This window comes from Streptomyces sp. NPDC008125 (assembly GCF_042957125.1).
In the GTDB taxonomy this organism is placed as follows: Bacteria; Actinomycetota; Actinomycetes; order Streptomycetales; family Streptomycetaceae; genus Streptomyces.
This window is the reverse complement of sequence record NZ_JBIBHR010000007.1, coordinates 315,049-340,636: the sequence shown is the minus strand read 5'-3', so window position 1 is coordinate 340,636 and position 25,588 is coordinate 315,049. Positions and strand designations below refer to the sequence as shown.

22 protein-coding genes are annotated in these 25,588 nt (G+C 73.1%); 11 read left to right on the top strand and 11 right to left on the bottom strand.

Annotation, left to right across the window (positions count from 1 at the left end; genetic code table 11):
• Window positions 1-183 precede the first annotated feature (183 nt).
• Complete coding sequence (locus tag ACFZAX_RS15110) at window positions 184-2,739, top strand: DHA2 family efflux MFS transporter permease subunit (protein WP_390961861.1); 2,556 nt, start codon at window positions 184-186, stop codon at window positions 2,737-2,739.
• Between the two features lie 105 nt (window positions 2,740-2,844).
• Here ACFZAX_RS15110 and ACFZAX_RS15105 read toward each other — a convergent pair whose 3' ends face one another.
• Window positions 2,845-3,771, bottom strand: coding sequence for a LysR substrate-binding domain-containing protein (locus tag ACFZAX_RS15105; protein ID WP_390961859.1), 927 nt, complete (start codon window positions 3,769-3,771; stop codon window positions 2,845-2,847).
• A gap of 172 nt (window positions 3,772-3,943) precedes the next feature.
• On the opposite strand from ACFZAX_RS15105, the gene ACFZAX_RS15100 reads away from it, so the two are divergent.
• The gene (locus ACFZAX_RS15100; protein ID WP_390961858.1) at window positions 3,944-4,945 is read left to right on the top strand and encodes an aldo/keto reductase; all 1,002 of its coding nucleotides are present in this window, start codon (window positions 3,944-3,946) and stop codon (window positions 4,943-4,945) included.
• Window positions 4,946-5,073: 128 nt separating this feature from the next.
• Here ACFZAX_RS15100 and ACFZAX_RS15095 read toward each other — a convergent pair whose 3' ends face one another.
• From ACFZAX_RS15095 to ACFZAX_RS15080, 4 genes are all read right to left on the bottom strand, one after another.
• Complete coding sequence (locus tag ACFZAX_RS15095; RefSeq protein WP_390961857.1) at window positions 5,074-5,532, bottom strand: hypothetical protein; 459 nt, start codon at window positions 5,530-5,532, stop codon at window positions 5,074-5,076.
• 140 nt (window positions 5,533-5,672) lie between these two features.
• A complete protein-coding gene (locus tag ACFZAX_RS15090; RefSeq protein ID WP_390961856.1) occupies window positions 5,673-6,755 on the bottom strand; it encodes a CorA family divalent cation transporter in 1,083 nt (360 codons plus the stop codon).
• A gap of 189 nt (window positions 6,756-6,944) precedes the next feature.
• Complete coding sequence (locus ACFZAX_RS15085; protein ID WP_390961854.1) at window positions 6,945-7,397, bottom strand: VOC family protein; 453 nt, start codon at window positions 7,395-7,397, stop codon at window positions 6,945-6,947.
• Between the two features lie 93 nt (window positions 7,398-7,490).
• Entirely contained in the window at window positions 7,491-8,492 is a 1,002-nt protein-coding gene (locus tag ACFZAX_RS15080; RefSeq protein WP_390961852.1) for a M64 family metallopeptidase, read from the bottom strand.
• Window positions 8,493-8,657: 165 nt separating this feature from the next.
• Between ACFZAX_RS15080 and ACFZAX_RS15075 the strand changes: the two genes are divergently transcribed.
• The 5 genes from ACFZAX_RS15075 (at window position 8,658) to ACFZAX_RS15055 (ending at window position 14,978) form a co-directional block, all read left to right on the top strand.
• Window positions 8,658-9,521: a metallophosphoesterase gene (locus ACFZAX_RS15075; protein WP_390961850.1), complete on the top strand. Its 864-nt coding sequence runs from the start codon at window positions 8,658-8,660 to the stop codon at window positions 9,519-9,521.
• A gap of 253 nt (window positions 9,522-9,774) precedes the next feature.
• Complete coding sequence (locus ACFZAX_RS15070; protein WP_390961849.1) at window positions 9,775-10,608, top strand: M55 family metallopeptidase; 834 nt, start codon at window positions 9,775-9,777, stop codon at window positions 10,606-10,608.
• Complete coding sequence (locus ACFZAX_RS15065) at window positions 10,601-11,941, top strand: M20/M25/M40 family metallo-hydrolase (protein WP_390961848.1); 1,341 nt, start codon at window positions 10,601-10,603, stop codon at window positions 11,939-11,941. Before ACFZAX_RS15070 ends, ACFZAX_RS15065 begins: the two co-directional genes overlap by 8 nt.
• A gap of 20 nt (window positions 11,942-11,961) precedes the next feature.
• Complete coding sequence (locus ACFZAX_RS15060; protein WP_390961847.1) at window positions 11,962-14,004, top strand: prolyl oligopeptidase family serine peptidase; 2,043 nt, start codon at window positions 11,962-11,964, stop codon at window positions 14,002-14,004.
• On the top strand, window positions 14,001-14,978 hold the full coding sequence (locus ACFZAX_RS15055) for an LD-carboxypeptidase (protein WP_390961845.1): 978 nt from the start codon (window positions 14,001-14,003) through the stop codon (window positions 14,976-14,978). Before ACFZAX_RS15060 ends, ACFZAX_RS15055 begins: the two co-directional genes overlap by 4 nt.
• A 73-nt stretch (window positions 14,979-15,051) precedes the next feature.
• On the opposite strand, the gene ACFZAX_RS15050 is transcribed toward ACFZAX_RS15055, so the two are convergent.
• Window positions 15,052-15,720 (bottom strand): Type 1 glutamine amidotransferase-like domain-containing protein, encoded by a 669-nt coding sequence (locus ACFZAX_RS15050; protein ID WP_390961844.1) that lies wholly within the window; start codon window positions 15,718-15,720, stop codon window positions 15,052-15,054.
• A 244-nt stretch (window positions 15,721-15,964) separates the two neighbouring features.
• Between ACFZAX_RS15050 and ACFZAX_RS15045 the strand changes: the two genes are divergently transcribed.
• From ACFZAX_RS15045 to ACFZAX_RS15035, 3 genes are all read left to right on the top strand, one after another.
• Window positions 15,965-17,815 (top strand): CocE/NonD family hydrolase, encoded by a 1,851-nt coding sequence (locus tag ACFZAX_RS15045; protein WP_390961843.1) that lies wholly within the window; start codon window positions 15,965-15,967, stop codon window positions 17,813-17,815.
• A gap of 134 nt (window positions 17,816-17,949) precedes the next feature.
• Window positions 17,950-18,192, top strand: a complete 243-nt coding sequence (locus ACFZAX_RS15040) for a LapA family protein (RefSeq protein WP_390961842.1) — start codon at window positions 17,950-17,952, stop codon at window positions 18,190-18,192.
• A 91-nt stretch (window positions 18,193-18,283) separates the two neighbouring features.
• Complete coding sequence (locus tag ACFZAX_RS15035) at window positions 18,284-18,937, top strand: GNAT family N-acetyltransferase (protein ID WP_390961840.1); 654 nt, start codon at window positions 18,284-18,286, stop codon at window positions 18,935-18,937.
• A gap of 46 nt (window positions 18,938-18,983) precedes the next feature.
• Here the strand turns inward: ACFZAX_RS15035 and ACFZAX_RS15030 are convergent, their stop codons facing one another.
• Together ACFZAX_RS15030 and ACFZAX_RS15025 are read right to left on the bottom strand one after the other, a co-directional pair.
• Window positions 18,984-19,655, bottom strand: coding sequence for an HAD-IA family hydrolase (locus tag ACFZAX_RS15030; protein WP_390961839.1), 672 nt, complete (start codon window positions 19,653-19,655; stop codon window positions 18,984-18,986).
• Window positions 19,656-19,678: 23 nt separating this feature from the next.
• On the bottom strand, window positions 19,679-20,248 hold the full coding sequence (locus ACFZAX_RS15025) for a DJ-1/PfpI/YhbO family deglycase/protease (RefSeq protein WP_390961838.1): 570 nt from the start codon (window positions 20,246-20,248) through the stop codon (window positions 19,679-19,681).
• Between the two features lie 237 nt (window positions 20,249-20,485).
• Here ACFZAX_RS15025 and ACFZAX_RS15020 point away from each other — a divergent pair, with 237 nt between their 5' ends.
• On the top strand, window positions 20,486-22,234 hold the full coding sequence (locus ACFZAX_RS15020; RefSeq protein WP_390961836.1) for a hypothetical protein: 1,749 nt from the start codon (window positions 20,486-20,488) through the stop codon (window positions 22,232-22,234).
• 6 nt (window positions 22,235-22,240) lie between these two features.
• Here the strand turns inward: ACFZAX_RS15020 and ACFZAX_RS15015 are convergent, their stop codons facing one another.
• Genes ACFZAX_RS15015 through ACFZAX_RS15005 form a run of 3 tightly spaced genes read right to left on the bottom strand, consistent with a single transcriptional unit; the run spans window position 22,241 to window position 25,578 of the window.
• Window positions 22,241-23,467, bottom strand: coding sequence for an ROK family protein (locus ACFZAX_RS15015; RefSeq protein WP_390961834.1), 1,227 nt, complete (start codon window positions 23,465-23,467; stop codon window positions 22,241-22,243).
• A 33-nt stretch (window positions 23,468-23,500) separates the two neighbouring features.
• On the bottom strand, window positions 23,501-24,787 hold the full coding sequence (locus ACFZAX_RS15010; RefSeq protein ID WP_390961833.1) for a sugar ABC transporter permease: 1,287 nt from the start codon (window positions 24,785-24,787) through the stop codon (window positions 23,501-23,503).
• Window positions 24,784-25,578 (bottom strand): ATP-binding cassette domain-containing protein, encoded by a 795-nt coding sequence (locus ACFZAX_RS15005; protein ID WP_390961831.1) that lies wholly within the window; start codon window positions 25,576-25,578, stop codon window positions 24,784-24,786. Before ACFZAX_RS15005 ends, ACFZAX_RS15010 begins: the two co-directional genes overlap by 4 nt.
• Between the last annotated feature and the right edge of the window lie 10 nt (window positions 25,579-25,588).

Sequence of the window (25,588 nt, the reverse complement as noted above, 5' to 3'; positions counted from 1 at the left end):
CTCGGCGCGTCGGCCGCCTCACCGGAACGAGTGGTTTTCCAGGGCAACCTGTTGCGCGCCCCACCCCGCTCCCACCGGCGGATACGCCTCCGCGCACGGCGTACACGCCCCTCGAAGCCGTTTGCCCCGCCTTCCCGCCTGATGCGAGAAATGTGCGGCGCAGTGCGACGAGGGGAGCGTTCCGTGGTGGGTGGCAGCACGCTGGTCGAAGGCGGGCCGGACGGGTCGGGGGACCGGGAGGACCGGGCGGGGCGCCCGCCCGTGTACCCGCCGGACGACACCCCGACCGAGGAGTTGCCCGTCCAGGCCGGGCCGCCCGGACGGCGGGCACCGGAGACGCCGGCTGCGGCTGAGCCGGCGGTGGCCGAGGGCGAGGTGAACGCCCGTCAGGTCCGTACGGTCTTCCTCGGGCTGATGCTCACCCTGCTGCTCGCCGCCCTCGACCAGATGATCGTCGCCACCGCGCTGCCGAAGATCGTCGGCGAACTGCACGGGCTCGACAAGATGTCCTGGGCGGTCACCGCCTATCTGCTGGCGTCCACGATCGTGCTGCCGCTCTACGGCAAGCTCGGCGACCTCTTCGGACGCAAGGGCGTCTTCCAGTTCGCGATCATCGTGTTCGTCATCGGCTCCGCCCTGGCGGGCTGGTCGCGCACCATGGACCAGCTGATCGCCTTCCGCGCCCTCCAGGGCATCGGCGGCGGCGGACTGATGATCGGCGTCCAGGCGATCATCGCGGACATCGTGCCGCCCCGGCAGCGGGGCCGCTACATGGGGCTCATCGGCGCGGTCTTCGGGCTGGCGTCCGTGGCGGGGCCGCTCCTCGGAGGGTTCTTCACCGACCACGTCACCTGGCGCTGGTGCTTCTACATCAACGTGCCGTTCGGACTGGCGACCCTCGCCGTCATCGCCGTCGTCCTCAAACTGCCCCGGCCCAAGGTCCGCCCGAGGCTCGACGTGCTGGGCGCCGCGCTGCTCGCCGTCGCCTCCACCTGCCTGGTGCTGCTGACCAGCTGGGGCGGCACCGAGTACGCCTGGGGATCGCGGACCATCGTGCTGCTCGCCGTCGGGGCGGTCGTCACCGCCGTGCTCTTCGTCGCCGTCGAGGCCCGAGCAGCAGAACCGATCATTCCGTTGCGGCTCTTCCGCGACTCCGTCTTCAACGTGAGCGGACTGGTCGGCGCCGTCATCGGCGTGGCGCTGTTCGGTGCGGCGAGCTACCTGCCGACCTACCTCCAGATGGTCGACGGTGTGAGCGCCACCGAATCGGGGCTGCTCATGCTGCCGATGATGGGCGGCATCGTGGGCGCCTCCGTCGTCTCCGGGCAGATGATCTCCCGCTCGGGCCGCTACCGGGTCCACCCGATCGTCGGCAGCGCCCTCTCGGCGGTCGGCATGTGGCTGCTCTCCCGGCTCGAACTCGGCACCTCCCGACTGGAGTACAGCCTCGCCCAGGCCGTGCTCGGCATCGGGATCGGCCTCGTCATGCCGGTGCTGGTGCTCGCGGTGCAGAACTCCGTACGCCCCACCGACCTCGGCACCGCCACCAGCGCCAACAACTACTTCCGGCAGATCGGCGGCAGCGTCGGAGCGGCGATCTTCGGGACGCTCTTCGCCGGACGCCTCGCGGACGCCCTGGCGGTCCGTCTGCCCTCGGGCGCCGGGCTGCCCGACGCGAAATCCGTCACCCCGCAGCTGATCCGCACGCTGGACCCGGCGCTGCGCGACGCGTACATCCAGGCGTACGTGGACGCGATGCCGCGGATCTTCCTCTACCTGGTGCCGGTCCTGCTGACCGGTCTCGTCCTCGCCTTCTTCCTCAAGGAGAAACCGCTGGTGTCCCACCACAGCCCCGAAGCCGCCGCCGAGCCCACCGCGGTCCCCGCCGCCCGCACCGTCCCCGACGCCGGTGGCGCCCCGGCCGCCGTCACCGTCACCGTTCCCGTACCCGCGACCGCGCCCGTCGTGGTCGCCCACGTCGCCGGGGTGCCGGTACGCGGCTGTGTCCAGCACCAGGACGGGACCACGGTGCCCCGCGCCGCGCTCACCCTCATCGACGTCCAGGGGCACCAGGTGGGCCGGGGTGCCAGCGACGGCGACGGGCGGTACGCGCTGAGCGTGCCCGGCTCGGGCAGTTACGTCCTGATCGCCGCGGCCGGAGGGCACCAGCCGCAGGCCGTCAGCGTCACCGTCGGAGAGCGGCCCGTCTCCCTCGACATCGTGCTCGGCGGCGCCGGACGCCTCACCGGCCGGGTCCTCACCCCGGACGGCGCCCCCGTCCGGGAGGCGGCCGTCACCCTCACCGACGTACGCGGCGAGGTCGTCGCCTCCACCAGGACCGGCCACGACGGCGGCTACACCATCGCGGAACTGGTCGCGGGCGAGTACACCCTCGCCGCCGGCGCCGCCGCCTTCCGGCCCGCCGCCCTGCCGGTGAGTGTGCAGGCCGCCCGCGAGACCCGCCAGGACATCGAACTGGCCGGCGGCGCGGTGCTGCGCGGAGTCGTACGCGCCTCCGGCGGGCGGCTCGTCGAGGACGCCCGGGTCACCCTCCTCGACGCCGCCGGCAACGTGGTCGCCACCCTCACCACCGGCCCGGACGGCGCGTTCCGCTTCGTGGACCTCTCCTCCGGCGAGTACACCGTGATCGCGGCCGGCTACCCGCCGGTGGCCACCGTGCTCCAGGTCGCCGGCGGCGGACGCACCGAGCGCGACCTCCAACTCGGCCACGAGGACTGAGGGGCGCCGACGGAGCCGTCGGCCGGCGGGGTGCGGGCGGGGCCGCCGGGCGGCGGGGTGCGGGCGGGGCCGCCGGGCGCGGACCCTCCCGGGGCGAGCGGCCGGCTACTCCTCGCCCCGCTCCGGCGCCGACGTCACCAGCGAGACCAACGCCCGCGCCCCCGGGCTCGTCGCCCGTTGCGGCGGGAGGACCACCACGCTCTCGTACCGCACCGGCCGCGCCCCGGACCCGGGACCGGACGCCTCCGGCACCACCAGGTCCAGGGCGACCAGCCGGGCGGCCTCCGGCTTGCGCGCGAAATGGCGCGGGACGACCGCGATGCCCAGCCCCTCCTGGACCAGCTCCAGCAGGCTGTGCACGTCGTTCACCTCAAGGGCCACCGTCCGGCGCACCCCCGCCGAGGCGAAGGCCGCGTCGGCGGCCCGCCGGGGGCCCCAGTCCGGGTGGAAGTCGATGAACGACTCCTCGGGCAGCGCGCCCCACTCGACCTCGGGCAGCCCGGCGAACCGGTGTCCGGCGGCGCACAGCACCACCATCTCCTCGGTCGCCAGCGGAATCAGCTCCCCGCGCCACTCCACCCGGCTCACCGTCGCCGCGAACGCCAGGTCCAGGCGACCGTCCGCCACCCCGTCCAGCAGGCTCATCGTGCCCTCCTGGCGGAGCCGGATCTCCATGTGCGGATGCTCCCGGTGGAACGCCGCCAGCAGCCGTGCCGGACTGACCCCGGCCACGCACTGCTCGACCCCCACCGTCAGCGTGCCGCGCAGCAGCCCCCGTACGGCGTCCACCGCGTCCCGGGCCGCGCGTGCCCCGGCGAGCGTCCGTACCGCCTCCACCAGCAGCGCCCGTCCCGCCTCCGTGAGCCGCACCGACCGGGTCGTCCTGCTGAACAGCGGTGTCCGCAACTCCTGCTCCAGCGCCCGCACGGACGCCGACAGACCCGACTGGGAGACGGCGAGCCGCTCGGCGGCCCGGGTGAAGTGCTGCTCCTCCGCGACGGTGACGAAGTGCTCCAGCTGACGCAATTCCATGATTCATCACTTTAGGTGATGAATCCCAGAGGTACTTTCCGTTGGACTGCTGGATCTTTCTCCGTCAGCCTGGGGGCGGACCTCCCCCGCGGACACCCGACGCGGAGCGAGCCCCCTGGCACCCCGGACCGGAGTGCCTCGTCCGAGAACCGAACCTCGCGGAGCCTTTCGTATGTACCTTCCGTCCGCCGACCGCTACTCCGCCATGCCCTACCGGCGCACCGGACGCAGCGGCCTGCTGCTGCCCGCGCTCTCCCTCGGCCTGTGGCACAACTTCGGTGGCGACCGGACGCCGGACACCCAGGCCGCCATCCTGCGCCGGGCGTTCGACCTCGGCGTCACCCACTTCGACCTGGCCAACAACTACGGCCCGCCGCCCGGCTCCGCCGAGACCGCCCTCGGCCGCTCGCTGGCCACCGACTTCGTGGGGCTCCGCGACGAGCTGGTCATCTCCACCAAGGCCGGCTACCTGATGGGCCCGGGGCCGTACGGGGAGTGGGGCTCCCGCAAGTACCTGCTCTCCTCGCTCGACCAGAGCCTCGGGCGCCTCGGCCTGGAGTACGTCGACATCTTCTACTCCCACCGGCCCGACCCGGACACCCCGATGGAGGAGACGATGGGTGCGCTCGACACCGCCGTCCGCTCCGGCCGGGCGCTCTACGCCGGCATCTCCAACTACTCGCCGGAGCAGACCCGCGAGGCCGCGGCCATCCTCAAGAGCCTGGGCACCCCGCTCCTCATCCACCAGCCCCGCTACTCGATGCTGGACCGCTGGGTCGAGGACGGCCTCCTGGACACGCTGGACGAGGTCGGCGCCGGTTCCATCGCGTACTCGCCGCTCGCCCAGGGCATGCTGTCCGACCGTTACCTCGACGGCATCCCGGAGGGCTCCCGGGCGGCGGGCTCCAGCCCGTTCCTGACCCCGGACGCCGTCACCCCCGCGCTGGTCGAGAAGCTGCGCGCCCTCGACGCGGTGGCCAAGGAGCGGGGCCAGTCACTGGCCCAGCTGGCGCTCTCCTGGGTGCTGCGCGGCGGGCGCGTCACCTCGGCGCTGGTGGGAGCCAGCAGCGTCGCCCAGCTGGAGAACAGTGTGGAGGCCGGCCGCAACCTGGACTTCGACGCGGACGAGCTCGCCCTCATCGAGTCCATCCTCACGGGCGCCGACGCCGCTTGAGCCGTGTCGGACGGACCGGAAGCCCGAAGGTCTGACGGTCGAGCCCGACTTGCCCCGCTTCGCGATGATGCGCCTGCATCGGCGATCCGGGGCGAGCCGGGCCCGTCCGTACGGAAGGCCCGAGGCTCTCAGGACGCCTCCCCGTGCCGCACGGGGCGGAGTGCGGGATCGATCTCCGCCAGGGCCTCGCGCAGGTGACGCGCCCCCAGGGCGGTGCGTTCGTCGGCTTCCCGCACCAGCTCCTCGCAGAGTCGTAGCGCCTCGGCATGGTCCGTGGCCAAGACGCCGAACACGTCGACGACCGCGGTGTGGATCCAGTCGCCCTGGTTCGGGCCGGCCACCGCCAGCGCGGACGCGACGACCGACAGCCCCGCCCGGTCCCGCCGTCGGAGCAGACCTTGCGCGGTGTGCCGGGTGACGAAGGTGTCGCCCCGGTCCAGCACGAGCTCCAGCAGCGGACCGACGGCCTCCGGCATCTCGGCGAATCCCGCCAGGCAGGCGCCGGCGTCCGCCCGGTCGCGCCAGTCGTCGCTCCGCCCGAGTGCGCCGAGGGCCTCCACGGCCGCTCGCCGCAGGTCCCTGTTCACCTGGCCGTCCACCTCTTCTTCCGCGTCGCGGGCGGGAACGACGCAGGGGACGCCGCCCAACGCCACCGGCCCCGTGCCCCCGGTCCCGTGCCTCCGGCCCCGTGCCCCCGGTCCTGTGCCTCCGGCCCCGGTGCCCCCGGTCAGAGCCAGCCGTTGCGCCGGAAGCCCCGGTGGATCACGAGGCACGCCAGAGCCATCAGCCCCAGCGCGAACGGATATCCGTAGGTCCACCGCAGCTCCGGCATGTGCGAGAAGTTCATGCCGTACATCCCGCACACCATCGTCGGTACGGCGACTATCGCGGCCCACGCCGTGATCTTGCGCATGTCCTCGTTCTGACCGACCGTCACCTGGGCGAGATGGGCCTGGAGTACCGAGTCGAGCAGGGAGTCGAAGGACGCCATCTGCTCGTTCAGCCGGGTCAGATGACCCGCGACATCGCGGAAGTACGGCTGTATCTCCGGCGGTACGGTCGGCATGGGGCGGGTCGCGAGCGCCTGCAGAGGGCGGTCGAGCGGGGCGACGGCCCGCTTGAACTCCAGCAGTTCGCGCTTGAGTTGATAGATCCGGCCCGCCTCGCCACGCCCGGCGTCCATGCTGAACACGGCGGTCTCCACCGCGTCGATGTCGTGCTGGACGGCGTCGGCGACATCCAGGTACGCGTCGACCATCCGGTCCGCCACGGCGTGCAGCACGGCGGCCGGCCCCTGCCGCAGCCGGTCCGGGTCGGCCTCCAGGGCCTCGCGCAGGGGACCGAGCGAACCGTGGCTTCCGTGCCGCACCGTGATCACGAAGTCGTCCCCGGTGAAGACCATCAGCTCACCGGTGTCCACCACGTCGCTGGTGGCGGTGAAATGCTCGTGGTCGACGTAGCCGCAGGTCCGGAAGACCGCGAACAGCCCCTTCCCGTACGGCTCCGCCTTCGGGTGCTGGCCGCCGCGCAGTGCGCTCTCCACGGCCACCGGGTGCAGGTCGAACAGCGCTGCCACGCGCGCGAGTTCCTCCGGCCCCGGCTCGTGCAGGCCGAGCCAGACGAAGCCGCGACCGGAGCGGCGGACCCGGCGCAGGGCCTCCTCCGGCGAACCGGTCAGGGGCTGCCGGACGCCGTCCTCGTACGAGACGCAGTTCACGACGGAACTGCCGAGCGGGGAGCGGGCCGGGTGGCTCAGGTCGACCTTGCGGCGGACCGCCCGGCTCATCGCCCGGCGGATGGAACGGATCATCGGCACAGCGGCCCCCTCGGCATGGAATACGCGCGGCCAGTTTGCCACTCGACCGGTGCGTTCTCCCAGGCCGACCGTGGTCCGGGGCGAGGGGCGAGGGGCGAGGGGCGAGGGGCGAGGGGCGAGGGGGCGCGTGGGGCGAGGGGGCGCGTGGGGCGAGGGGGCGCGTGGGGCGGGGCCGGTCAGGGCCTACGCCGCGCAGAACTCGTTGCCCTCAGGGTCCCGCATGATCCACCAGTGTCCGGCCGGTCCGTTGTCGACCTCGCGGACCGGGGTGGCGCCGAGGTCCTTCAGCCGCTCGACCAGCCGGTCGAGGCCGCCGGGTTCGCTGTGGATGTCGACGTGCAGACGGTTCTTGCCGGACTTCTCCTCGGGAACGTCCTGGAAGAGCAGCCGCCGCCCGGCCCCCACGCCGCTGGTCTCGTCGAACGGGTCGTCGGGGTGGCGGATCGCCGCGTAGCCGCGGAAGGTCCTGCGGCCGTCGTGCTCGGTGACGGCTTCCTCCGGGAGCTGTCCGGCGGCCAGCAGCCGTGCGACGAGCGGGCTCGGGTCCTCCACCTCGTAGCCCAGCGCGGCGGCCCAGAAGTCGGCGAGAACCGGCGCGTCCCTGCTGTCGATGACGAGCTTCCAGTGCAGTGCCATGTCTCCACTCTCCCGCATCCCCAGGTTCGGCGCCGTCCGCGCGAACCTCCGGGCGGTGCCGCTTCCGTTCGGGTGGCGGCACCGCCCCGGACATCAGGGGGCAACCGACCAGGTCAGCGTGTCGGTCGCGGCGGTCTTGGCCGCCGGGTCGCGCAGCGCGGCCGTGGAGTCGGTGACGCGCGCCTGGAGGGTGTGCGGTTGCCCGTCCGCGGTGACGCCGAGTTGCTGCGGCACCACGCTCGTCGAGCCGTGCGCCTGGGTGGCCTCGGTGCCGTCGACGTACCACCGCAGGTCGAGCCGGGAGAGGCCCGCCGCCAGGGAGGTGACGCTCACGGTGACCGTCTGACCGCGACTCACCGTGGTGGCGGTGGTGGCCGTGGTGAGCGAGGAGGCGTACCGGTAGAAGCCGCTGATCATGGCCTCCCGGCCCGGCAAGTTGAACTGGGTGGTGGAGAGCGACCGCATCAGGGAGTCGGCGGTGGGCCGGTGGACGCCCAGCGGATGGTACGAACTGCCCGTGTACGTACCCACGGTGCCGCCCGAGGGGTCGTTCTCGCCGAGCCACCGGTACCACTTGGCCTGCGCGGACGTCAGCTGCGCGGCGGTGCGGACGGTGGAGTTGGGCTCGACGGGCTCCGCTCCGGTGTACGTGCCGTAGGTGTCGTACGTGTACTCGTCGGCGAGCAGGCCGATGGAGTGGCCCATCTCGTGCGCGGCGATCAGGCTGGACCGGCTGTTGTCGGACGAGAGGGTGGAGACCCCGGCGAAGCCGTAGGAGGAGCCGAGCCCCGAGTAGCCCGCGCCGCCGTACTTCGTCGAGTTGGAGACCACGACGACGAGATCGGCCGCGGGGGCCTTGGCGGCGTACGTCCTGACCTTGGCGGGGTCCGCGCAGATGAGCCGCTCGGTGCCGGAGCACCAGAAGTACGAGCCGAGCGCGGTGTTCTTCACGACGTCCGCCGAGGGGTCGCCCGAGTCGCCCCGTACGCCCGCGAAGGCCGGTCGCCCGACTCGCTCCGTACGCCCGCGAAGGCCGGTCGCCCGGCCGCTCCGCACGTCCGCGTCGCCCCGTGCGGCGTTCGAACCCCGCGACACGCCGGACAGGGGTTGGGTCCGGCGGCCGGACGTGCCAGCCTTCGAGGGCGGCACGGCCCCGCGACTCCGGCCTGATCCGAACGGGCAACCCTGGGGACCCGTCCGCCGGTGCACGGCACCGGCACGCACCGCCTCCGCACCCGGAGGCCGACGAGAGGAAGCGACGTGCCGCAGATTCCCGGCAACCTCCTGGCCATCAGCGACCTTCACGTGGTCCACGAGGAGAACCGCCGGATCGTCGCCGGTCTCCGGCCGGAGACGGAGAACGACTGGCTCCTGGTCGCCGGGGACGTCGGCGAGATGTCCGAGGACATCGCCTGGGCCCTCGGCGTCCTCGCCTCGAACTTCGCCAAAGTCGTCTGGGTACCCGGAAACCACGAGCTCTGGACGCCGCCGAAGGACCCCCTGCGGCTGCGCGGGGCCGAGCGCTACGACCACCTCGTGGAACTCTGCCGGAGCCTCGGGATCGTCACGCCGGAGGACCCCTACCCGGTCTGGCAGGGGCCGCGGGGCCCCGTGACCGTCGCCCCGCTCTTCCTGCTGTACGACTACACCTTCCGCACCCACCCCGGGCTCAGCCGTGAGGAGGCGCTGGCCGCCGCCCACGAGGCGGGCGTGGTCTGCACCGACGAGTACCTGCTCCACCCGGACCCGTACGAGAGCCGCCACGCCTGGTGCGAGGCACGGGTGCGCCTGACCGAGGAGCGGCTCGGCGCGCTCGACCCGGAGATGCCCCTCGTCCTGGTCAACCACTATCCGCTCGTCCGCACCCCCATGGACGTCCTGCGCTACCCCGAGTTCGCCCTGTGGTGCGGCACCGAACGGACCGCCGACTGGCACCGCCGCTTCCCCGTCGCCGCGATGGTCTACGGGCACCTGCACATCCCCCGGTCCACCGTCTACGACGGAGTCCCCTTCGAGGAGGTCTCCGTCGGCTACCCGCGCGAGTGGAAGCGCCCCGGACACCCCCGCACCGTGCCGCCCCGGCGCATCCGCCCGGTCGTCCCGGCGGTGCGGGGAGGGCGGTGACGGAGGGAGGACGGTGACGCGGCACGCGATCCGGCCGGCCGGGAGCCCTCTGGGCCTCGCGCGGGCAGCGGACAGGGGCTGCTGGGCCTCGCCGAGCGGCTGCGCGCGGTCGGCGGCACTCCGACGGCCCCGGCGCCGGGCGGCTTCCTGCGGCGGGCGGCGTGCGAGCGCAGGCGGTGTCCCGCCCGGCGCCACGTGATGCTCCCCTCAATGCCGTGGTCGGCGCGGAGCCGGGCGCGTACCGTATGGCCGCATGAAGATCCTCATCAGCGCCGACATGGAGGGCGCCACCGGTGTGACCTGGCCCGGCGACGTCCTGCCGGGCGCTCCCCAGTGGGAGCGCTGCCGCCCGATGTTCACCTCGGACGTGAACGCCGCGGCCCTCGGTTTCTTCGACGGGGGCGCCGACGAGGTCCTCGTCAACGAAGCCCACTGGAGCATGCGCAACCTGCTCCTGGAGCAGCTCGACGACCGCGTCCAGATGATCACCGGCCGGCACAAGACCCTCTCCATGGTCGAGGGAATCCAGCACGGGGACGTCGACGCCGTCGCCTTCGTCGGCTACCACACCGGCGCCGGCACCGAGGGCGTCCTCGCCCACACCTACCTGGCGAACTCGATCACCGGCGTCTGGCTGAACGGCGTACGCGCGAGCGAGGGACTGCTCAACGCGCACGTCGCCGCCGAGTACGGCGTCCCGGTCGTGCTCGTCACCGGCGACGACCTGACCTGCGTGGACGCGCAGGGGTACGCCCCCGGTGCCCGCAAGGTCGCCGTCAAGGACTACGTCTCCCGGTACGCGGCGGTCTGCCGCACCCCCGCCCGTACCGCCGCGGACATCCGCGCGGCGGCGGCCGAGGCCGCGCCGCTCGCCGTCCGGTACGCCCCCGTGACCGGGGAAACCTATGCCGTGGAGCTGGAGTTCGACGCCGAGCACCTGGCTTCCGCCGCCACCGTCGTCCCCGGCGTGGCCCAGACCGGCGAACGGCGCGTCGCGTACACCAGCGCGACGATGTACGAGGGGATCCGCACGTTCAAGGCGGTCACGACGATCGTGTCGGCCGCAGTGGAGGAACAGTATGGCTGAGTCGCCCGCCCCGACGTCCGTGGACCAGCAGGCCCTCGACGAATCGGTGACGTTCACCTCGGAGCTCATCCGGATCGACACCACCAACAGCGGCGACGGCACCTGCCGGGAACGCCCGGCCGCCGAGTACGTCGCCGAGCGCCTCGCGGACATCGGCCTGGAACCGGCCCTGCTGGAGCGCACCCCGGGCCGGACCAACGTGGTGGCGCGCATCGGGGGCACCGACCCGTCGGCCGACGCCCTCCTCGTCCACGGCCATCTCGACGTCGTCCCCGCCGAGGCCGCCGACTGGACCGTGCACCCCTTCTCCGGCGACGTGCGCGACGGTGTCGTCTGGGGCCGCGGCGCCGTCGACATGAAGAACATGGACGCGATGATCCTGGCGGTCGTCCGGGGCTGGGCCCGCGCGGGCGTCCGCCCCCGCCGCGACATCGTCATCGCCTACACCGCCGACGAGGAGGCCAGCGCCGCCGACGGCTCCGGCTTCCTCACCGACCGGCACGCCGGCCTCTTCGAAGGCTGCACCGAGGGCATCAGCGAGTCCGGCGCCTTCACCTTCCACGCCGGCGACGGCCTCTCCCTCTACCCGATCGCCGCGGGCGAGCGCGGTACGGGCTGGCTGAAGCTCACCGCCCACGGCAGGGCCGGCCACGGCTCCAAGGTCAACCGCGACAACGCGGTGACCCGGCTGGCCGCCGCCGTCACCCGGATCGGCGAGTACACCTGGCCCGTCCGCCTCACCCCGACCGTGCGCGCCGGGCTCACCGAGATCGCCGCCCTGCACGGCCTCACCGTCGACCTCGACGCCCCCGGCTTCGACGTCGACGAACTCCTCGGCAAGCTCGGCCCGGCCGCCGCCCTGTTCGCGCCGACCGTCCGCAACAGCAGCAACCCGACCCGGCTGGACGCCGGATACAAGGTCAACGTCATCCCCGGCCACGCCACCGCCGTCATCGACGGACGCGTGGTCCCGGGCGGCGAGGACGAGTTCCACACCACGATGGACCTGCTCACCGGGCCGGGCGTCGACTGGGAGTTCATCCACCGCGAGGTGCCGCTCACCGCACCCGTGGACTCGCCCACCTTCGCCAAGCTGCGCGCCGCCGTCGAACTCTTCGACCCCGGCGCCCACGCCGTCCCGTACTCCATGTCGGGCGGTTCGGACGCCAAGCAGTTCTCCCGCCTCGGCATCACCGGCTACGGCTTCTCACCGCTCAAGCTGCCGGTCGGATTCGACTACCAGGCGCTCTTCCACGGCGTCGACGAACGCGTTCCCGTGGACGCCCTGCACTACGGGGTCCGCGTCCTCGACCACTACCTGCGCAGCGCCTGACCACGACGGGGGAATCACCCATGGCGTCCACCCGGCCCAGCACGGCCCAGCCCACCACCACCGTTCCGCTCCCGGCCCCGTACGGCACCTGGCCCACCCCCGTCGACGCGGCGCTCGCCGCCTCGCACGACGGCCGCCCCGAGTACGTCGGCACCGTCGGGGAGGAGGTCTGGTGGACCGAGCCGCGCCCCGCCGAAGGCGGCCGGCGCGCCCTGGTGCGCCGGAGCGCCGAGGGCACGATCAGCACCGTGCTGCCCGCACCGTGGAACGCCCGCAGCCGGGTCATCGAGTACGGCGGACAGCCGTGGGCCGGAGTCGCCCGCGCCTCGGGAGGCCCGCTCGTCGTCTTCGTCCACTTCGCCGACCAGCGGCTCTACGCCTACGCCCCCGACGGCCCCGACGCCCCCTGGCCGCTCACGCCGGTCTCCGCCACCGGCGGCGGGCTGCGCTGGGTGGACCCGCAGATCCACCCGGACCGGGACGAGGTCTGGTGCGTCCTGGAGGAGTTCACCGGCGAGGGCGCCTCGGATGTCCGCCGGGTGGTCGCCGCCGTACCGCTGGACGGCTCCGCCGCCGACGACCGCACCGCCGTACGCGAACTCTCCGACGACCGCCACCGGTTCGTCACCGGTCCCCGGCTCTCGCACGACGGCCGCCGGGCCGCCTGGATCGCCTGGGACCACCCGCGCATGCCGTGGGACGGCACGGTCGTGATGCTCGCCGAGGTCACCGGTGAGGGAACCTTCACCGGAATCCGGCCGCTCGCCGGCGGCCTCGACGAATCGGTCTGCCAGGTGGAGTGGGACCGGGACGGCTCCCTGCTCTTCGTCTCCGACACCGGCGACTGGTGGCAGCTCCAGCGCATCCGGCCCGACGCCGTCGCGGGCGGGGCCGTACCGGCCGGCGCCCTCTGCCCCGGCCGGGGAGAGGAGTTCGGCGGACCGCTCTGGAAGATCGGCCTGCGCTGGTTCCGGCAGCTCGACAACGGACTGATCGCCGTCATCCACGGCAAGGGCACCACCCGGCTCGGCGTGCTCGACCCGGAGACCGGCGAACTCGTCGACGTGGCCGGCCCCTGGACCGCCTGGACCGAGACCCTGGCCGTCCGCGGCGACCGCGTCGTCGGCGTGGCCGCGAGCCCGTACACCGGCCACGAGGTCGTCGAACTGGACACCTCGACCGGCCGCACCCGGACCATCGGCGCACCGCACACCGACGCCGTCGACCCGGCGTACTACCCCCGGCCGGAGGAGCGCACCTTCGCCGGGCCGGACGGCCGGGACATCCACGCCCTGGTGTACCCGCCCCGCAACCCCGGGCACACCGGCCCCGAGGGCGAACGCCCGCCGTACGTCGTCTGGGCGCACGGCGGCCCCACCAGCCGCGTCCCGCTCGCCCTCGACCTGGAGATCGCCTACTTCACCTCGCGCGGCATCGGCGTCGTCGAGGTCAACTACGGCGGATCGACCGGCTACGGGCGCACCTACCGCGAACGGCTCCGCGAACAGTGGGGCGTCGTGGACGTCGAGGACTGCGCCGCCGTCGCCGAGGCCCTGGCGGCCGAGGGCTCCGCCGACCGCGCCCGGCTGGCGATCCGGGGCGGCAGCGCCGGCGGCTGGACCACCGCCGCCTCCCTCACCAGCACCGACCTCTACGCCTGCGGGGCCATCAGCTACCCCATCCTCGACCTCACCGGCTGGGCGGTCGGCGAGACCCACGACTTCGAGTCGCAGTACCTGGAGTCACTCGTCGGCCCGCTCGCCGAGGTGCCCGACCGCTACCGCGACCGGTCGCCCCTCACCCACGCGGACCGGCTCCGCACCCCGTTCCTGCTGCTCCAGGGGCTGGACGACGTGATCTGCCCGCCCGCGCAGTGCGAGCGGTTCCTCGCCGCGATCGAGGGGCGCGGCGTCCCGCACGCCTACCTCACCTTCGCGGGGGAGAGCCACGGCTTCCGGCTGGAGTCCACCCTGATCCGCGCGCTGGAGGCCGAACTCTCCCTGTACGCACAGACCTTCGGCATCGACGGAGTCGACGTCCCGGCCCTGGAGCTGAAGCGATGAGCGCGGCCCACGTCGTCGCCGGGGCCGGTACCGGTCCCGTGCCGCTCGCCCGCCCCGCCCGGCTGAGGCCCGGCGCCCGGGTTGCCGTGGTCTCGCCCAGCGGGCCCGTACCCGCCGAACGGCTCGACGCCGGGCTCGATCTGCTGCGCGGCTGGGACCTCGATCCCTTCGTCACCCCGCACGCCCGCGATGTCCACCCCGAACTGGGCTACCTCGCCGGGACGGACGAACACCGCGCCCAGGACCTCCAGGACGCCTGGTGCGACCCGTCCGTCGACGCGGTCCTCTGCGCCCGGGGCGGCTACGGCGCGCACCGCATGGTCGACCTGATCGACTGGACCGCCATCCGCAGGGCCGGCCCCAAGCCGTTCGTCGGCTACAGCGACATCACCGTGCTCCACGAGGCGTTCGCCCTGCGCGCCGGGTTCTCCACGCTGCTCGGCCCCATGGTCGGCGCCGAGACCTTCCTCAAGGACGCGCCCACCCAGGACGGACTGCGCGCCACCCTCTTCGAACCCGAGTCGGTACGCACCCTGGGCCTGGCGACTTCGGCCTCCCTGGTCCCCGGGCGGGCCAGGGGCGTGACCTACGGCGGTTGCGTCAGCCTGCTCGCGGCCGACCTCGGCACCCCCGGCGCCCGGACCTCGGCCCGGGGCGGCCTTCTCCTCATCGAGGACGTCACCGAGGACCCGTACCGCATCGACGGCATCCTCACCCGGCTGCTGCGCTCCGGCGCCCTGGAAGGCGTCGCCGGGGTGGTCTGCGGCTCCTGGGAGAGCTGCGGACCGTACGACCGGGTCCGCGCGGTGCTCGCCGACCGGCTCGGCACCCTCGGGGTGCCCGTCGTCGAGGAGCTGGGATTCGGCCACGGCCCGACCACCCTCACCGTCCCGCTCGGGCTTCCCGCCGTACTCGACGCCCCCTCGGACGGCGGCAGGGCGACCCTCACGGTGGAGGTGCCCGCGCTGGTCTGACGGAACGTCGCATCCGGACGCGGTCGTGCGGCGGGACGCCGGTCGGGCCCGCCCCCGTCTGCCGGGCGTCCCGTCAGGGACAGAAGCGCCACCGGCCTTCGGAGACGACGTCCACCGTGTCGTCCCTGACGCGAACGGCCGTGTCGTCGTCGATGAACCAGACCGGGAAGTCGGCCCGCGCGGCGATGCGACCGGCCCAGGCGTCGTCCCGCTCGGGGAAATCCGGCGAATGCAGGTGGGGCTTGAGATACCAGTCGAAGAGGCCGAACGGAGGCTCCACGGCCGTCGCACCGAGTGCGTGGAGATCCGCCGCGTCCCCGATGACCTCGGCGGAGTGCGTGGTGAGGTTCTGGCTGAAGATCATCGATCCGGCGCTCATCCCCACGTAGACGCGGCTCTCCAGCGCCTCCAGGAAGCCGTCGGCCAGGCCGTTGCCCGTGATGCTGCGCGCGAGGTGGTACTGGTTGCCGCCACCGACATGGACGACGTCGGCACGGAGCAGCCGGTCGAGCACCATCTGCCGGGGCAGGCCGTTCAGTTCCAGGACGTCGAACTCGCGCCAGCCGAGGCCGTGCAGCCGGTTCATGTCCGCGAGGAGCCACCCGTGGTCCCCGGGCTCGGCGACCGAGGCCGTGGGCACGTACACGACGTTCGCCGACCCGAAGGGCTTTCCCAGCATGTCCCGCAGTGCGTCCCGCAGGGACTCGTTGCGCAGGCCGCTCGCCGTCAGCAGAAGATTCATCGCGCGAGTGAACCACGACCGACGGGCGCGTGCGCAACGGCGTTTCTGCTCTCCGGCCCGCGACACCCCCGGGGGAAATGGCGGCCATGGCGTTGACACCGACGCACTCCGTGTCACAGCATGAGTACGTTCTGTCATCGGCGGGCCGCTGAACTCGCTCTTTCCCGCGCGTTTCGACGTTCCGGTGGTCTGTGCAGGCGTCGGTCGGCCGGTGGTCCCGGTGCCCTGGGTGTGGAGGTCCGCGGTGTCAGGTGTCGTCGCCAGGTTCGGGAAACCGCTCGCGGCCCTCGCCGGAGCGGCGTTGACCGCCCCGCTCGTCCTGGCCGTCCCCGCCCGCGCGGCGGACGAGCCGTACACCGTCACCGCGCTGAAGTTCACCGTGCGCGCGGGCGACCGCGACTGCACCGTCGACGCGGACCTCTACCGCCCGCGCGGAGCCGACACCGCGCACCCCGTTCCGGCGGTCCTGGCGACCAACGGCTTCGCGGGCAGCAAGTCGGACGGCTCCACCGACGCCCTCGGCCGCGCCTTCGCCGCCCGGGGGTACGCGGGCCTCGTCTACTCCGGCCTCGGCTTCGGCCGGTCCGGCTGCCTGATCACCCTCGACGCCCCGGAGGCCGACGGGAAGGCCGCCTCCGGACTGGTGGACTTCCTCGCGGGCACCCGGGCGGCGGACGACGGCACCCGGGCCGACTTCGTCACCCTCGACGGGGCGGGCGATCCGCGCGTCGGCATGATCGGGGGTTCGTACGGCGGGGCGGTCCAACTGGCCACCGCTTCCGTCGACCACCGCGTCGACGCGCTCGTCCCCCTCATCACCTGGAACGACCTCGGCTACTCGCTCGCACCGAACAACGTGACGCCCGACGACGCCACGGGAAGCGGTGCCACGGGAAGCGGCGCCGGGGGAAGCGCCGTCACGGGAGGCTCCGTCACGGGAGGCGCCACGGCCTCCCGTACCCCGGGCGTCTTCAAATGGCAGTGGACCAGCGGTTTCTACCTGATGGGGGAGGGACAGCCGCTCCTCGCCCCCAGCCTCGACCCGTCCCGCTTCGGCACCCTGGACTGTCTGCACTTCACCCCCCGGGCATGCGACACCATCAGCTTCCTCAACTCCGGCCGCTACCCGGCCGCCGAAGCCGGCGCCGTGCTCGCCTACACGCGCGGCGTCTCCCCGGTCTCCTACCTCGACCGGGTCGAGGCGCCCACCCTCCTGGTGCAGGGCCAGGCGGACACCCTGTTCAACCTGAACGAGGCCACCGACACCTACGACACCCTCCGGGCGCACGGCACCCCCACCAAGATGATCTGGCAGGCCTGGGGGCACAGCGGGGGAGGCGCCACCCCCGGTGAACTCGACCTGGCACAGGGCAATCTGGAGACCAGCTACGTGGGCCGGCGCATCCTCGCCTGGTTCGACCGCCACCTCCGCCACCAGGCCGCCGACACCGGGCCCGCCTTCGCCTACTACCGCGACTGGACGAGCGGATACGGCACCGCCGACGCGCCGCCCACGCCTTCGCGCACCCTGTACCTCTCCGGCGACGGCACCCTGACCGACCGCCGCGCGGACGTGGTCACCGGCAGCCGTTCGTACACCAACCGGCCTCTGCCCACCAGCCATTCGGAGACCTCTCTCTCCGGGCTCACCGGACTCCCCGACATCGCCCCGTACGACACCGTCGGCACCCACCTCGGCTGGACCTCCGCCCCGCTCACCGCCGACCTCGACGTCGTGGGCGCTCCCCGCGCCCGGCTGCGGGTGTCCTCCCCGAAGGCGGAGCGCGTCCAGAACAGCGGGGACGCCGCCGACCGGCTCGTACTCTTCGTCAAGGTGTACGACCTCGCCCCCGACGGGTCCGTCGAGCTCGTCCACCGGCTGGTCGCCCCGGTGCGCGTGCCCGACGTGACCAGGCCCTTCACCGTACGGCTGCCGGGCATCGTCCACCGGTTCGCCGCCGGACACCGGCTCCGCCTGGTGATCGCGGGCAGTGACACCGCGTACTACGGCAACCGGGGGGCCAAGCCCGTCACCGTCTCCTCCTCACCGCAGGACACCGGGGTGCTGGAGCTTCCGGTGGTCCCGTCCGGCTGAGCAGCGCGTCACCCGGACGGACGCACACCACCGCCCGCCGGACGCCCGACGGGCGCAAGCTGGTCGCCGGAGGGCGGTCGCGTTCGGCCCGACCCGTGCGGGGCTGCTCCGGCGAACAGGGAAAGGCCGGACCCATGAGCCCCAAGAACGTGTCCAGCGACGGCAGAGGTGCCAGTAACGGCCGGTTCACCCCCGGCCGTATCGTCGTGGCCGTCGTCGCCGTGCTGGCGATCGTCTTCATCTGCGTGAACACCGGGGACGTCACCATCCGCGTCATCGTCCCCACGGTCACCATGCCGCTCTGGCTCGCCCTGCTGGGGGTCTTCCTCGCCGGGCTGGTCTGCGGGGGATACGTGTTCCGGCGTCGGAACAAGTGACGCCCGGGCGAGGGTGAGCGGGGCCGGCGGGCGGGGGCGCCGGGGCCGGTGGGAGCTTCCGCTTCCGTCCGGGCCGCCCTACCGTGGGCCGATGCACGTATCGGACGATCATTCCGCCGCCGCCCCGCACGCCCGGGCCGCCGCCCAGTGGGGCCCTGGTCCCGGGCCCCACGCGCACGCCCCGTCCGCCGGGCCCCCCGGCGCGGGCCTCCCGCAGGGGCCGCTGACCTCGCTGCGCCGCTTCACCCCTGAGGATGCCGCCGAGTTCACCGCACGCGCACGCGAGAGCCGCGCCCTGCACCGACCCTGGCTCTTCCCGCCCACCGAGGAGGAGGCGTACGCGGCCTACGCGGGACGGCTGCGGGCGAGCCCCGACCGCGAGGGCTTCCTCGTCGGTGAACGCGCGGCGGGCGGGGCGATCGCCGGATTCGTCAGCATCAACAACATCGTCGGCGGAGCCTTCCGCTGCGGGGCCCTCGGATACGGAGCCTTCGCGCACGCCGCCGGGCGGGGGCTGATGTCCGAAGCCCTCGGCCTCGTTCTCCGGTACGCCTTCGGGCCGCTCGGGCTGCACCGGCTGGAAGCCAATGTGCAGCCCGGCAACGCGGCTTCGATCGCGCTGGTGCGGCGGGCCGGCTTCCGGCTCGAAGGGCTCTCGCCGGACTTCCTCCACATCGACGGAGCGTGGCGCGACCACGAGCGCTGGGCGATCACCGCCGAGATGCTGCCGCTGAAGCAGGGCTGAGGGGGCGCGTCGCGCGGGAGCACCCCCGGACACCGGCGGCCGTGCCTCAGCCGGCGTCCGGGACGGCGAAGGGGCTCCGGCCGAGACGGTCCAGCAGGTCCGCGACATCGCTGTACACCCCGGCGGCGCCGGACTCCACGAGGTCCTCGCGCGGGATGCCGCCGCTCAGCACCCCGACCGCGGTGACCCCCGCCCGTGCGGCGGCCTTCATGTCCCAGACGGTGTCGCCGACGAAGACGGAAGTCTCCGGTGTGCCGCCCACCAGCTCCATCGCGTGCACCACCGGATCCGGGGCGGGCTTGCCCTCGGCGGTGTCACCGGCGGACGCGGTGGCCCGGACGACGTCGTCGGCGTCCAGCGCGCGGCGCAGCGCGTCGAGTTCTGCGCCGGTGGCCGAGGTCGCCAGCACGACCTGCCAGCCGCGCCCGGATATCTCCCGCAGCAGGTCGGCCGCCCGGTCGAAGGCCGGCAGCCGCTCGAAGAAGGTCGCGTACAGCGTCGTGTGCGCGGCGCTGATGCGGTCGTCCTCCTCCTCGCGGCGATCGTCGCCCAGGAGCCCGGCGATCAGATCGTTCCCGCCCAGGCCCACCGACCGGTGGATGTCGTGCATGGCGACGCGGTGTCCGGCCTGGCGGAAGGCCTCCCACCACGCGGTCACGTGCAGATGGTTCGTGTCGACGAGGGTTCCGTCCACGTCGAAGATCGCGGTGTGCGTCATCGGTCGCTCCCCGGCACTCGCGTTCAGCCTTTACCGGCGGCCAGCGCCGCCTTCGCCTCGCGAACGAAGGGCCCGAGGTCGTCCGGGGTGCGGGAGGTGATCAGGGTCCAGTCACCGGCGGTGTCGGCGATCACCGGCTCGTCCACCCAGGTCCCGCCGGCGTTCCGGATGTCCGTGCGCAGTGAGGGGTACGAGGTCAGCGTGCGGCCGTCGACCGCACCGGCCTCCACCAGCAGCCACGGGCCGTGACAGATCGCCGCGACGGGCCGGCCGGTCCGGGTGAACGACCGGAGGATCTCCAGCGCCGGATCCTGGAGCCGCAGGGTGTCCGCGTTCAGCGTTCCGCCGGGGACGAGCAGCAGGTCGTAGTCCGTCGGATCGACGTCCGCCAGCGTCAGGTCCGGCCGCACCGCCTCGCCCGGGTCCTTGTCGCCGACCAGGGTGTGGATCTCGTCCGGGGAGACGGCCGCCACCCGCACGTCCGCGCCGCTGTCCCGCAGCTGCCCGACCGGGACGACCAGCTCGTCCTGTTCGACGCCGTAGTTGGTCACGATCGCCAGGACCCGTCGGCCGGCGAGGGAGGTGTCAGCCATGTCTGTGCCTTTCCGTGTCGTCTGCACGGAGCTGCCCGAGGCGAGCGGCTCCGCCCGTACCCGTACGTCTCTCCAGCCTCGCACGGACCACACGTACCCGCGTCGCGGCGGGCGGGGCGCCTCTTCTCCACTCCGGCTGAACCCGGCGGGAACGGGACATGAACAAGGCGCCTGCCGCGATGAATTCGCGTGACCGCGTCCGGAAGCGGCCCTGCGGCGCGGTTAATGTCTGCGCTCATGACCGCCGACAGCACCCCGCGCACCCCGCACCGCCCGCACGAACGCGTCGCCGGCCAGGGCGAATCCTCCGCCCCGCACCGTCAGCGGCCGGCGCGGTCGATCGCGGCGGCGACGGGCGGTCTCGGCGTGATCGCGCTCATGTGCTGGAGCGGCCTCAATCACGATGTCCGCTACTCACTCGGCGGCATCCGCGCCACTCACCGGGCCGGCCTCGCCGCGTCGGAGATCTTCGTCCACCGGCCGCTGGCCTACCGGTGGACCATCGCCGGGCTGGACGCCCTGACCGCCGGTCCGGTCGCGGTACGGGAGGCGCTGACACGGCTCGTCCTCATCGCCCTCTCCGTGGGGGCGGCCTGGTGGCTGCGGGCGGGCCTGCTGCGCAAGCTGCCCCGGCGCGAGGCCGGAGCGGTGGCGGTCGCGGTGGGGGCCGCGCTCGTGTGCGCCCCGGCCTGGGACTTCCTGCAGCCCGAGTGGGTGGCGGTGCTGGTGTCGACCGCCGCTGTCGGAGCCGCGCTCGCGGGGCGCCGTACCGCCCTGGCCGTATCGCTCTCCGGTGTCCTGCTCGCACTCGCCGTGCTGATGAAGTACACGACCGCCTCGACCGCGCTGCTCGCCCTGGTGGTCGTCGCGGTCCTGGACCGCCGGCGCGCCGTTCTGAGCGCGGCAGCCGCGGCCCTGGCCGCGCCCGCCGGGCTCGCCCTCGCGGTCCGGGTGGAGCCCCGCGAATGGCGCTGGCTCCACGAGTTCTCCTCGCTCAACCCCAACAGCGTGTTCCGCACCGGCTTCGGTGCCGAGCAGGTGCACGAGCTCTGGACATCCCTGGTCAACGAGTCCGTACTGGTCCCGGTGGTGGCCCTGCTGCCGGTCACCCTCACGCTCCTGGTCCGCACCTCCACCACGTCCCGGGGCCGCTGGAACTGGCCCGCGCTGACCGTGTGCGGCCTGGTCGTGGTGGTGGGGACCGTCGTGGTGCAGGGCCAGTGGTTCCTCTACCACTTCTCCCAGCTGCCCGTGCTGGGAGCCGCCCTCTGGGCGCTGGCGGTCACCCGGCAACTCACCCGGTCCGGCCGGACCCCGGCCGGACCGGTGGGTGCCACGGCAGCACTGGGCGCCGTGGTCCCGCTGGTCGCCGGGCAGCCGCTCGCCTGGCGCACGACGCACGCCACCATGACCTGTGCCGTCCTGGCGGTCGTGGTGCTCCTCGCCCTGGTCGCCGCCCTCACCGCGGCCCACCGCCCGGCCGGTACCCGCCCCCGCCGTGGCACGGCCGCCGCCGCGGTGGTGGCGCTGGCCCTCGCCACGGCGATCCCCGCCTGGCCGACGACGCCGTACTCCTTCGACACCCGTCACTCGGACTACACGGCGAAGTCCCGCAAGGAGGCCGCGCGGGCCCTCACGCACCGGCTCGACGGACTCCGTGCCCGCGTCGGCCCCGACACCCCCGTCGTCTACCTCGCCTTCGGGGACATCGCGTACTTCCTGGGCAACCCCACCCGCTGCCGCTATCCCTCGCCGGCCTTCCTCCAGCGCACCCTGTACGACGCCGACGTCGCGGAACTCACCAGCTTCGACGAGAACCTGGACTGCCTGGACGACCCCGCCGTCCGGTACGCGATCGTCGATCCCGCCTGGTTCCCGTTGAAGCGGGTCGCCCCTGCCGTACGGGAGGCCGTCGACGCCCTCTACGACTGCACGGGTCCGACCGCCTTCTCGGAGGCCGGACTCCGCGTGTGCGCCCGACGCTGACACCTCTCAGTCGACGAACGCCTGCTGCCCGTCGAGCCGGGCCAGGACCTCCAGGGGGTTGTCCAGACTTTCGGAGAAGGCGAGTTCCGCCGCGCCGATCAGCACGGTGCTGTCGCCGAGCTCGCAGACCCGCAGCCGGAGGTTCTCGCGGGAGGCCCTGAGGGCGGTGGTGTTGATGCGGCTGCGCACCTGCGCGGCCGACCCGAGGAAGACGTCCCGCAGCACCCCACCGAAGACCACCGTTCCCGGGTTGAAGAGGTTGACCAGGTTGGCGACCCCGATACCGAGCCAGTCGCCGACGTCGCGCAGCGCCGCCGCGGCGGCGACGTCCCCCCGGTCGGCTGCGTCCACGACGGCGCGTACGGAGTCGTAGCCGGAGGTACGGCCGTCACGCCGGGAGGCCGCCAGCAGGGCCCGGGCGCCGGCTTCGGCTTCGAGGCAGCCGGTCGCCCCGCAGCCGCAACGCCTGCCGCCGCGCGGATTCACGATCATGTGGCCGACCTCGCCGCCGTACCCCTCGTCGCCGCGCAACAGCCGTCCGTCGACGATGATTCCGGCCCCGATACCGATGTCACCGTGCAGATAGACGAGGTTCCGGCAGCCGGCGCCGGCGCCGCGCAAGTGCTCGGCCAGCGCCGCGACGTTGGCCTCGTTGCCGATGGTGACCGGGACGGAGAGGCCGAGGCGGTCGGCGAGCTGGGCGCCGAAGTCCTCTTCCGTCCAGCCGAGGTTGGGAGCGAAACGGACCAGTCCGTCGGGGTGGCGGACGATGCCGCGCACCGCCACCCCCACGCCGACGCAGTGGCTGCCGGGCGGAGTCGCGTTCAGCATCTGCCGGGCCGACGCCGTGAGCGCGTCCGCGACCTCGCCGGGGCGCCGGGGGCCCGCCCCGGGCCAGGGAATCTCACGCCGGTCGAGGAAGAAGCCGCCCAGGCCGATGCGGGCGGCCGTCAGACGGGCGACACCGATGTCGAAGGCCAGGACGTACGCGCGGGCGGGCTCGGGCCGTACGACCAGCGAGGGCCGTCCCGCCCGGCCGGTGTCGCGGGGGAGTTCCTCGCGTACGAGGCCCGCGGCGGTGAGCTCACTGACCAGGCCCAGCACGGTGCTGCGGTTGACTCCCATGCGTTCGGCGAGGACGGTCCGGGAGGCGGGGCCGCCGATGTGCACGTGGCGCAGCACCGTGCTGAGGTTGTGCCGGCGTATTTCCTCCTGGGAAGGACCGGCTTTCATAGGGTGAACCTCATCGTTGTGCGGCGGTGAGCCTCATCGTTGCGCGGCCCGGCGGCGGGACAGAGCGTCCACACCCGCGGCGACCAGCAGTACCGAACCCGTGACAGCGTACTTGACGCCCGAGCTGTACCCCATGAGGCCCATTCCGTTCTGGATCACGGCGACCACCATGCCGCCCAGCACGGCGTCGATGACGCGTCCGCGACCGCCGAAGAGACTGGTGCCGCCGATGACCGCGCTGCCCACGGCGAGCAGCAGCACGTTGCTGCCGCCGGTGTTCGGGTCCACCGAGTTGCCGCGCGAGGCGGCGATGATGCCACCGACGGCCGCCATGGCCGAGCAGATGACGAATGCGGCGACGCGGATGAAGGCCACGTTGATGCCTGCCCTGCGGGCACCCTCGGCGCTGCCGCCCACCGCGTAGATGTGCAGGCCGAAGGAGGTGCGCTGGAGGACGAAGGTGCCGATGACCAGCAGGGCGCCGATGACCGGCACCACGATGGGCACGCCCTTGAGCGAGTCGACGATGACGTTGCGGCTCCGTTCCTGGTTGAGCAGGTACACCGCCAGGCCGCCGAGCACGGTGGCCGTGGAGAGGCGCAGGGCGAGCAGGGCGGGCGGTGCGCCGGCCAGTCCGCGCGCTCTGCGGTTGCTGTTCGCACGGAACTGGACGGCGGCGTAGGCGGCGACGCAGACCGCGAGCAGAACCCAGCCGAGCGCGGGGCTCAGGTTGTTGTTGGCTATGGCGAGGATCGTCCTGTCCTCGATCGAGATGTTGGTGCCCTCCTTCAGGAGGATCAGCACGATGCCCTGGAAGCCCAGGAACGCGGCCAGGGTGACGACGAAGGACGGAATCCCGATCTTCGCCACCAGGGTGCCGAGAAGCAGGCCGATCGCCACCCCGGTCAGCATCGCGGCGGCCACCGCTCCGTACCAGGGCCAGCCGTGGTCGGTGAGGAGGATCGCCAGCACGGCGGCGCAGACGCCGCTGGCGTACCCGGCGGAGAGGTCGATCTCGCCGAGGAGAAGGAGGAAGACCAGGCCCATGGCGATGGCGATGCTGCCCGCGCCCTGGGTCAGCAGGTTGGCGAAGTTGAGCTCGGTCAGGAAGACCGGGCGCAGGATCGCGAAGAACGCGCAGAGGACGACGAGGCCGAGGACGGCGGGGAGTACGCCCAGTTCGCCGCCGCGCACCCGCTCGGCGTAGGCGCGGGCGAGAGCGCCGACACCGGCCGCCCCGGGGCGGCCGTCGGCTTCGGGCGCTCCGGGCGCTCCGGGCTCTCCGTGCTCTTCCGGCTTCTCGGGCGCGAGGGCGGTCATGTGGTGGCTCCGGTGGTGTCGGTGGCTCCGTTGGTGTCGGCGAGGCCCAGGTCCCCGCTGCGGCCCGCGGTGATCAGTTCCACGACCTGGGCGTGCGTCACGTCCGAGGTCTTGACCTGGGCGGCCATCCGGCCCAGGTGGAGGGCGGCGATCCGGTCGGACACCGCGAAGACGTCGTTCATGTTGTGCGAGATCAGCACGACGCCGAGTCCGTTGTCGGCGAGCCTGCGGACGAGCTCCAGGACCTGCGCGGTCTGCGCGACGCCGAGCGCGGCGGTCGGCTCGTCGAGGACGACGACCTTGCTGTTCCACAGCACCGCCTTGGCGATGGCCACGGTCTGCCGCTGGCCGCCGGAGAGACTGGAGACCTTCTGGCGGACCGACTTCACGGTACGGACGGAGAGACTCTTCAGCGTCCTGGCGGCCATCTCCTCCATCGTCCAGCCGTCGAGCACGATGCCCCGGTGCTTCTCACGGCCGAGGAACATGTTCTGGACGATGTCGAGGTTGTCGCAGAGCGCGAGGTCCTGGTACACGATCTCCACGCCGAGCAGGGCGGCGTCGCGCGGGCTGTGCACGTGGACCGGCTCGCCGTCGAAGAGGTACTCGCCCGAGTCGATCGGATGGATCCCGCCGACGCACTTCACCAGGGTGGACTTGCCTGCGCCGTTGTCGCCGACCAGGGCGGTCACCTCCCCCGGGTAGGCGGCGAAGTGCACCTCGTGCAGTACCTGCACCGCGCCGAAGCTCTTGTCGATCCCCCGCAGTTCGAGGATCGGGGTCGCTGTCATGGGTGGACGG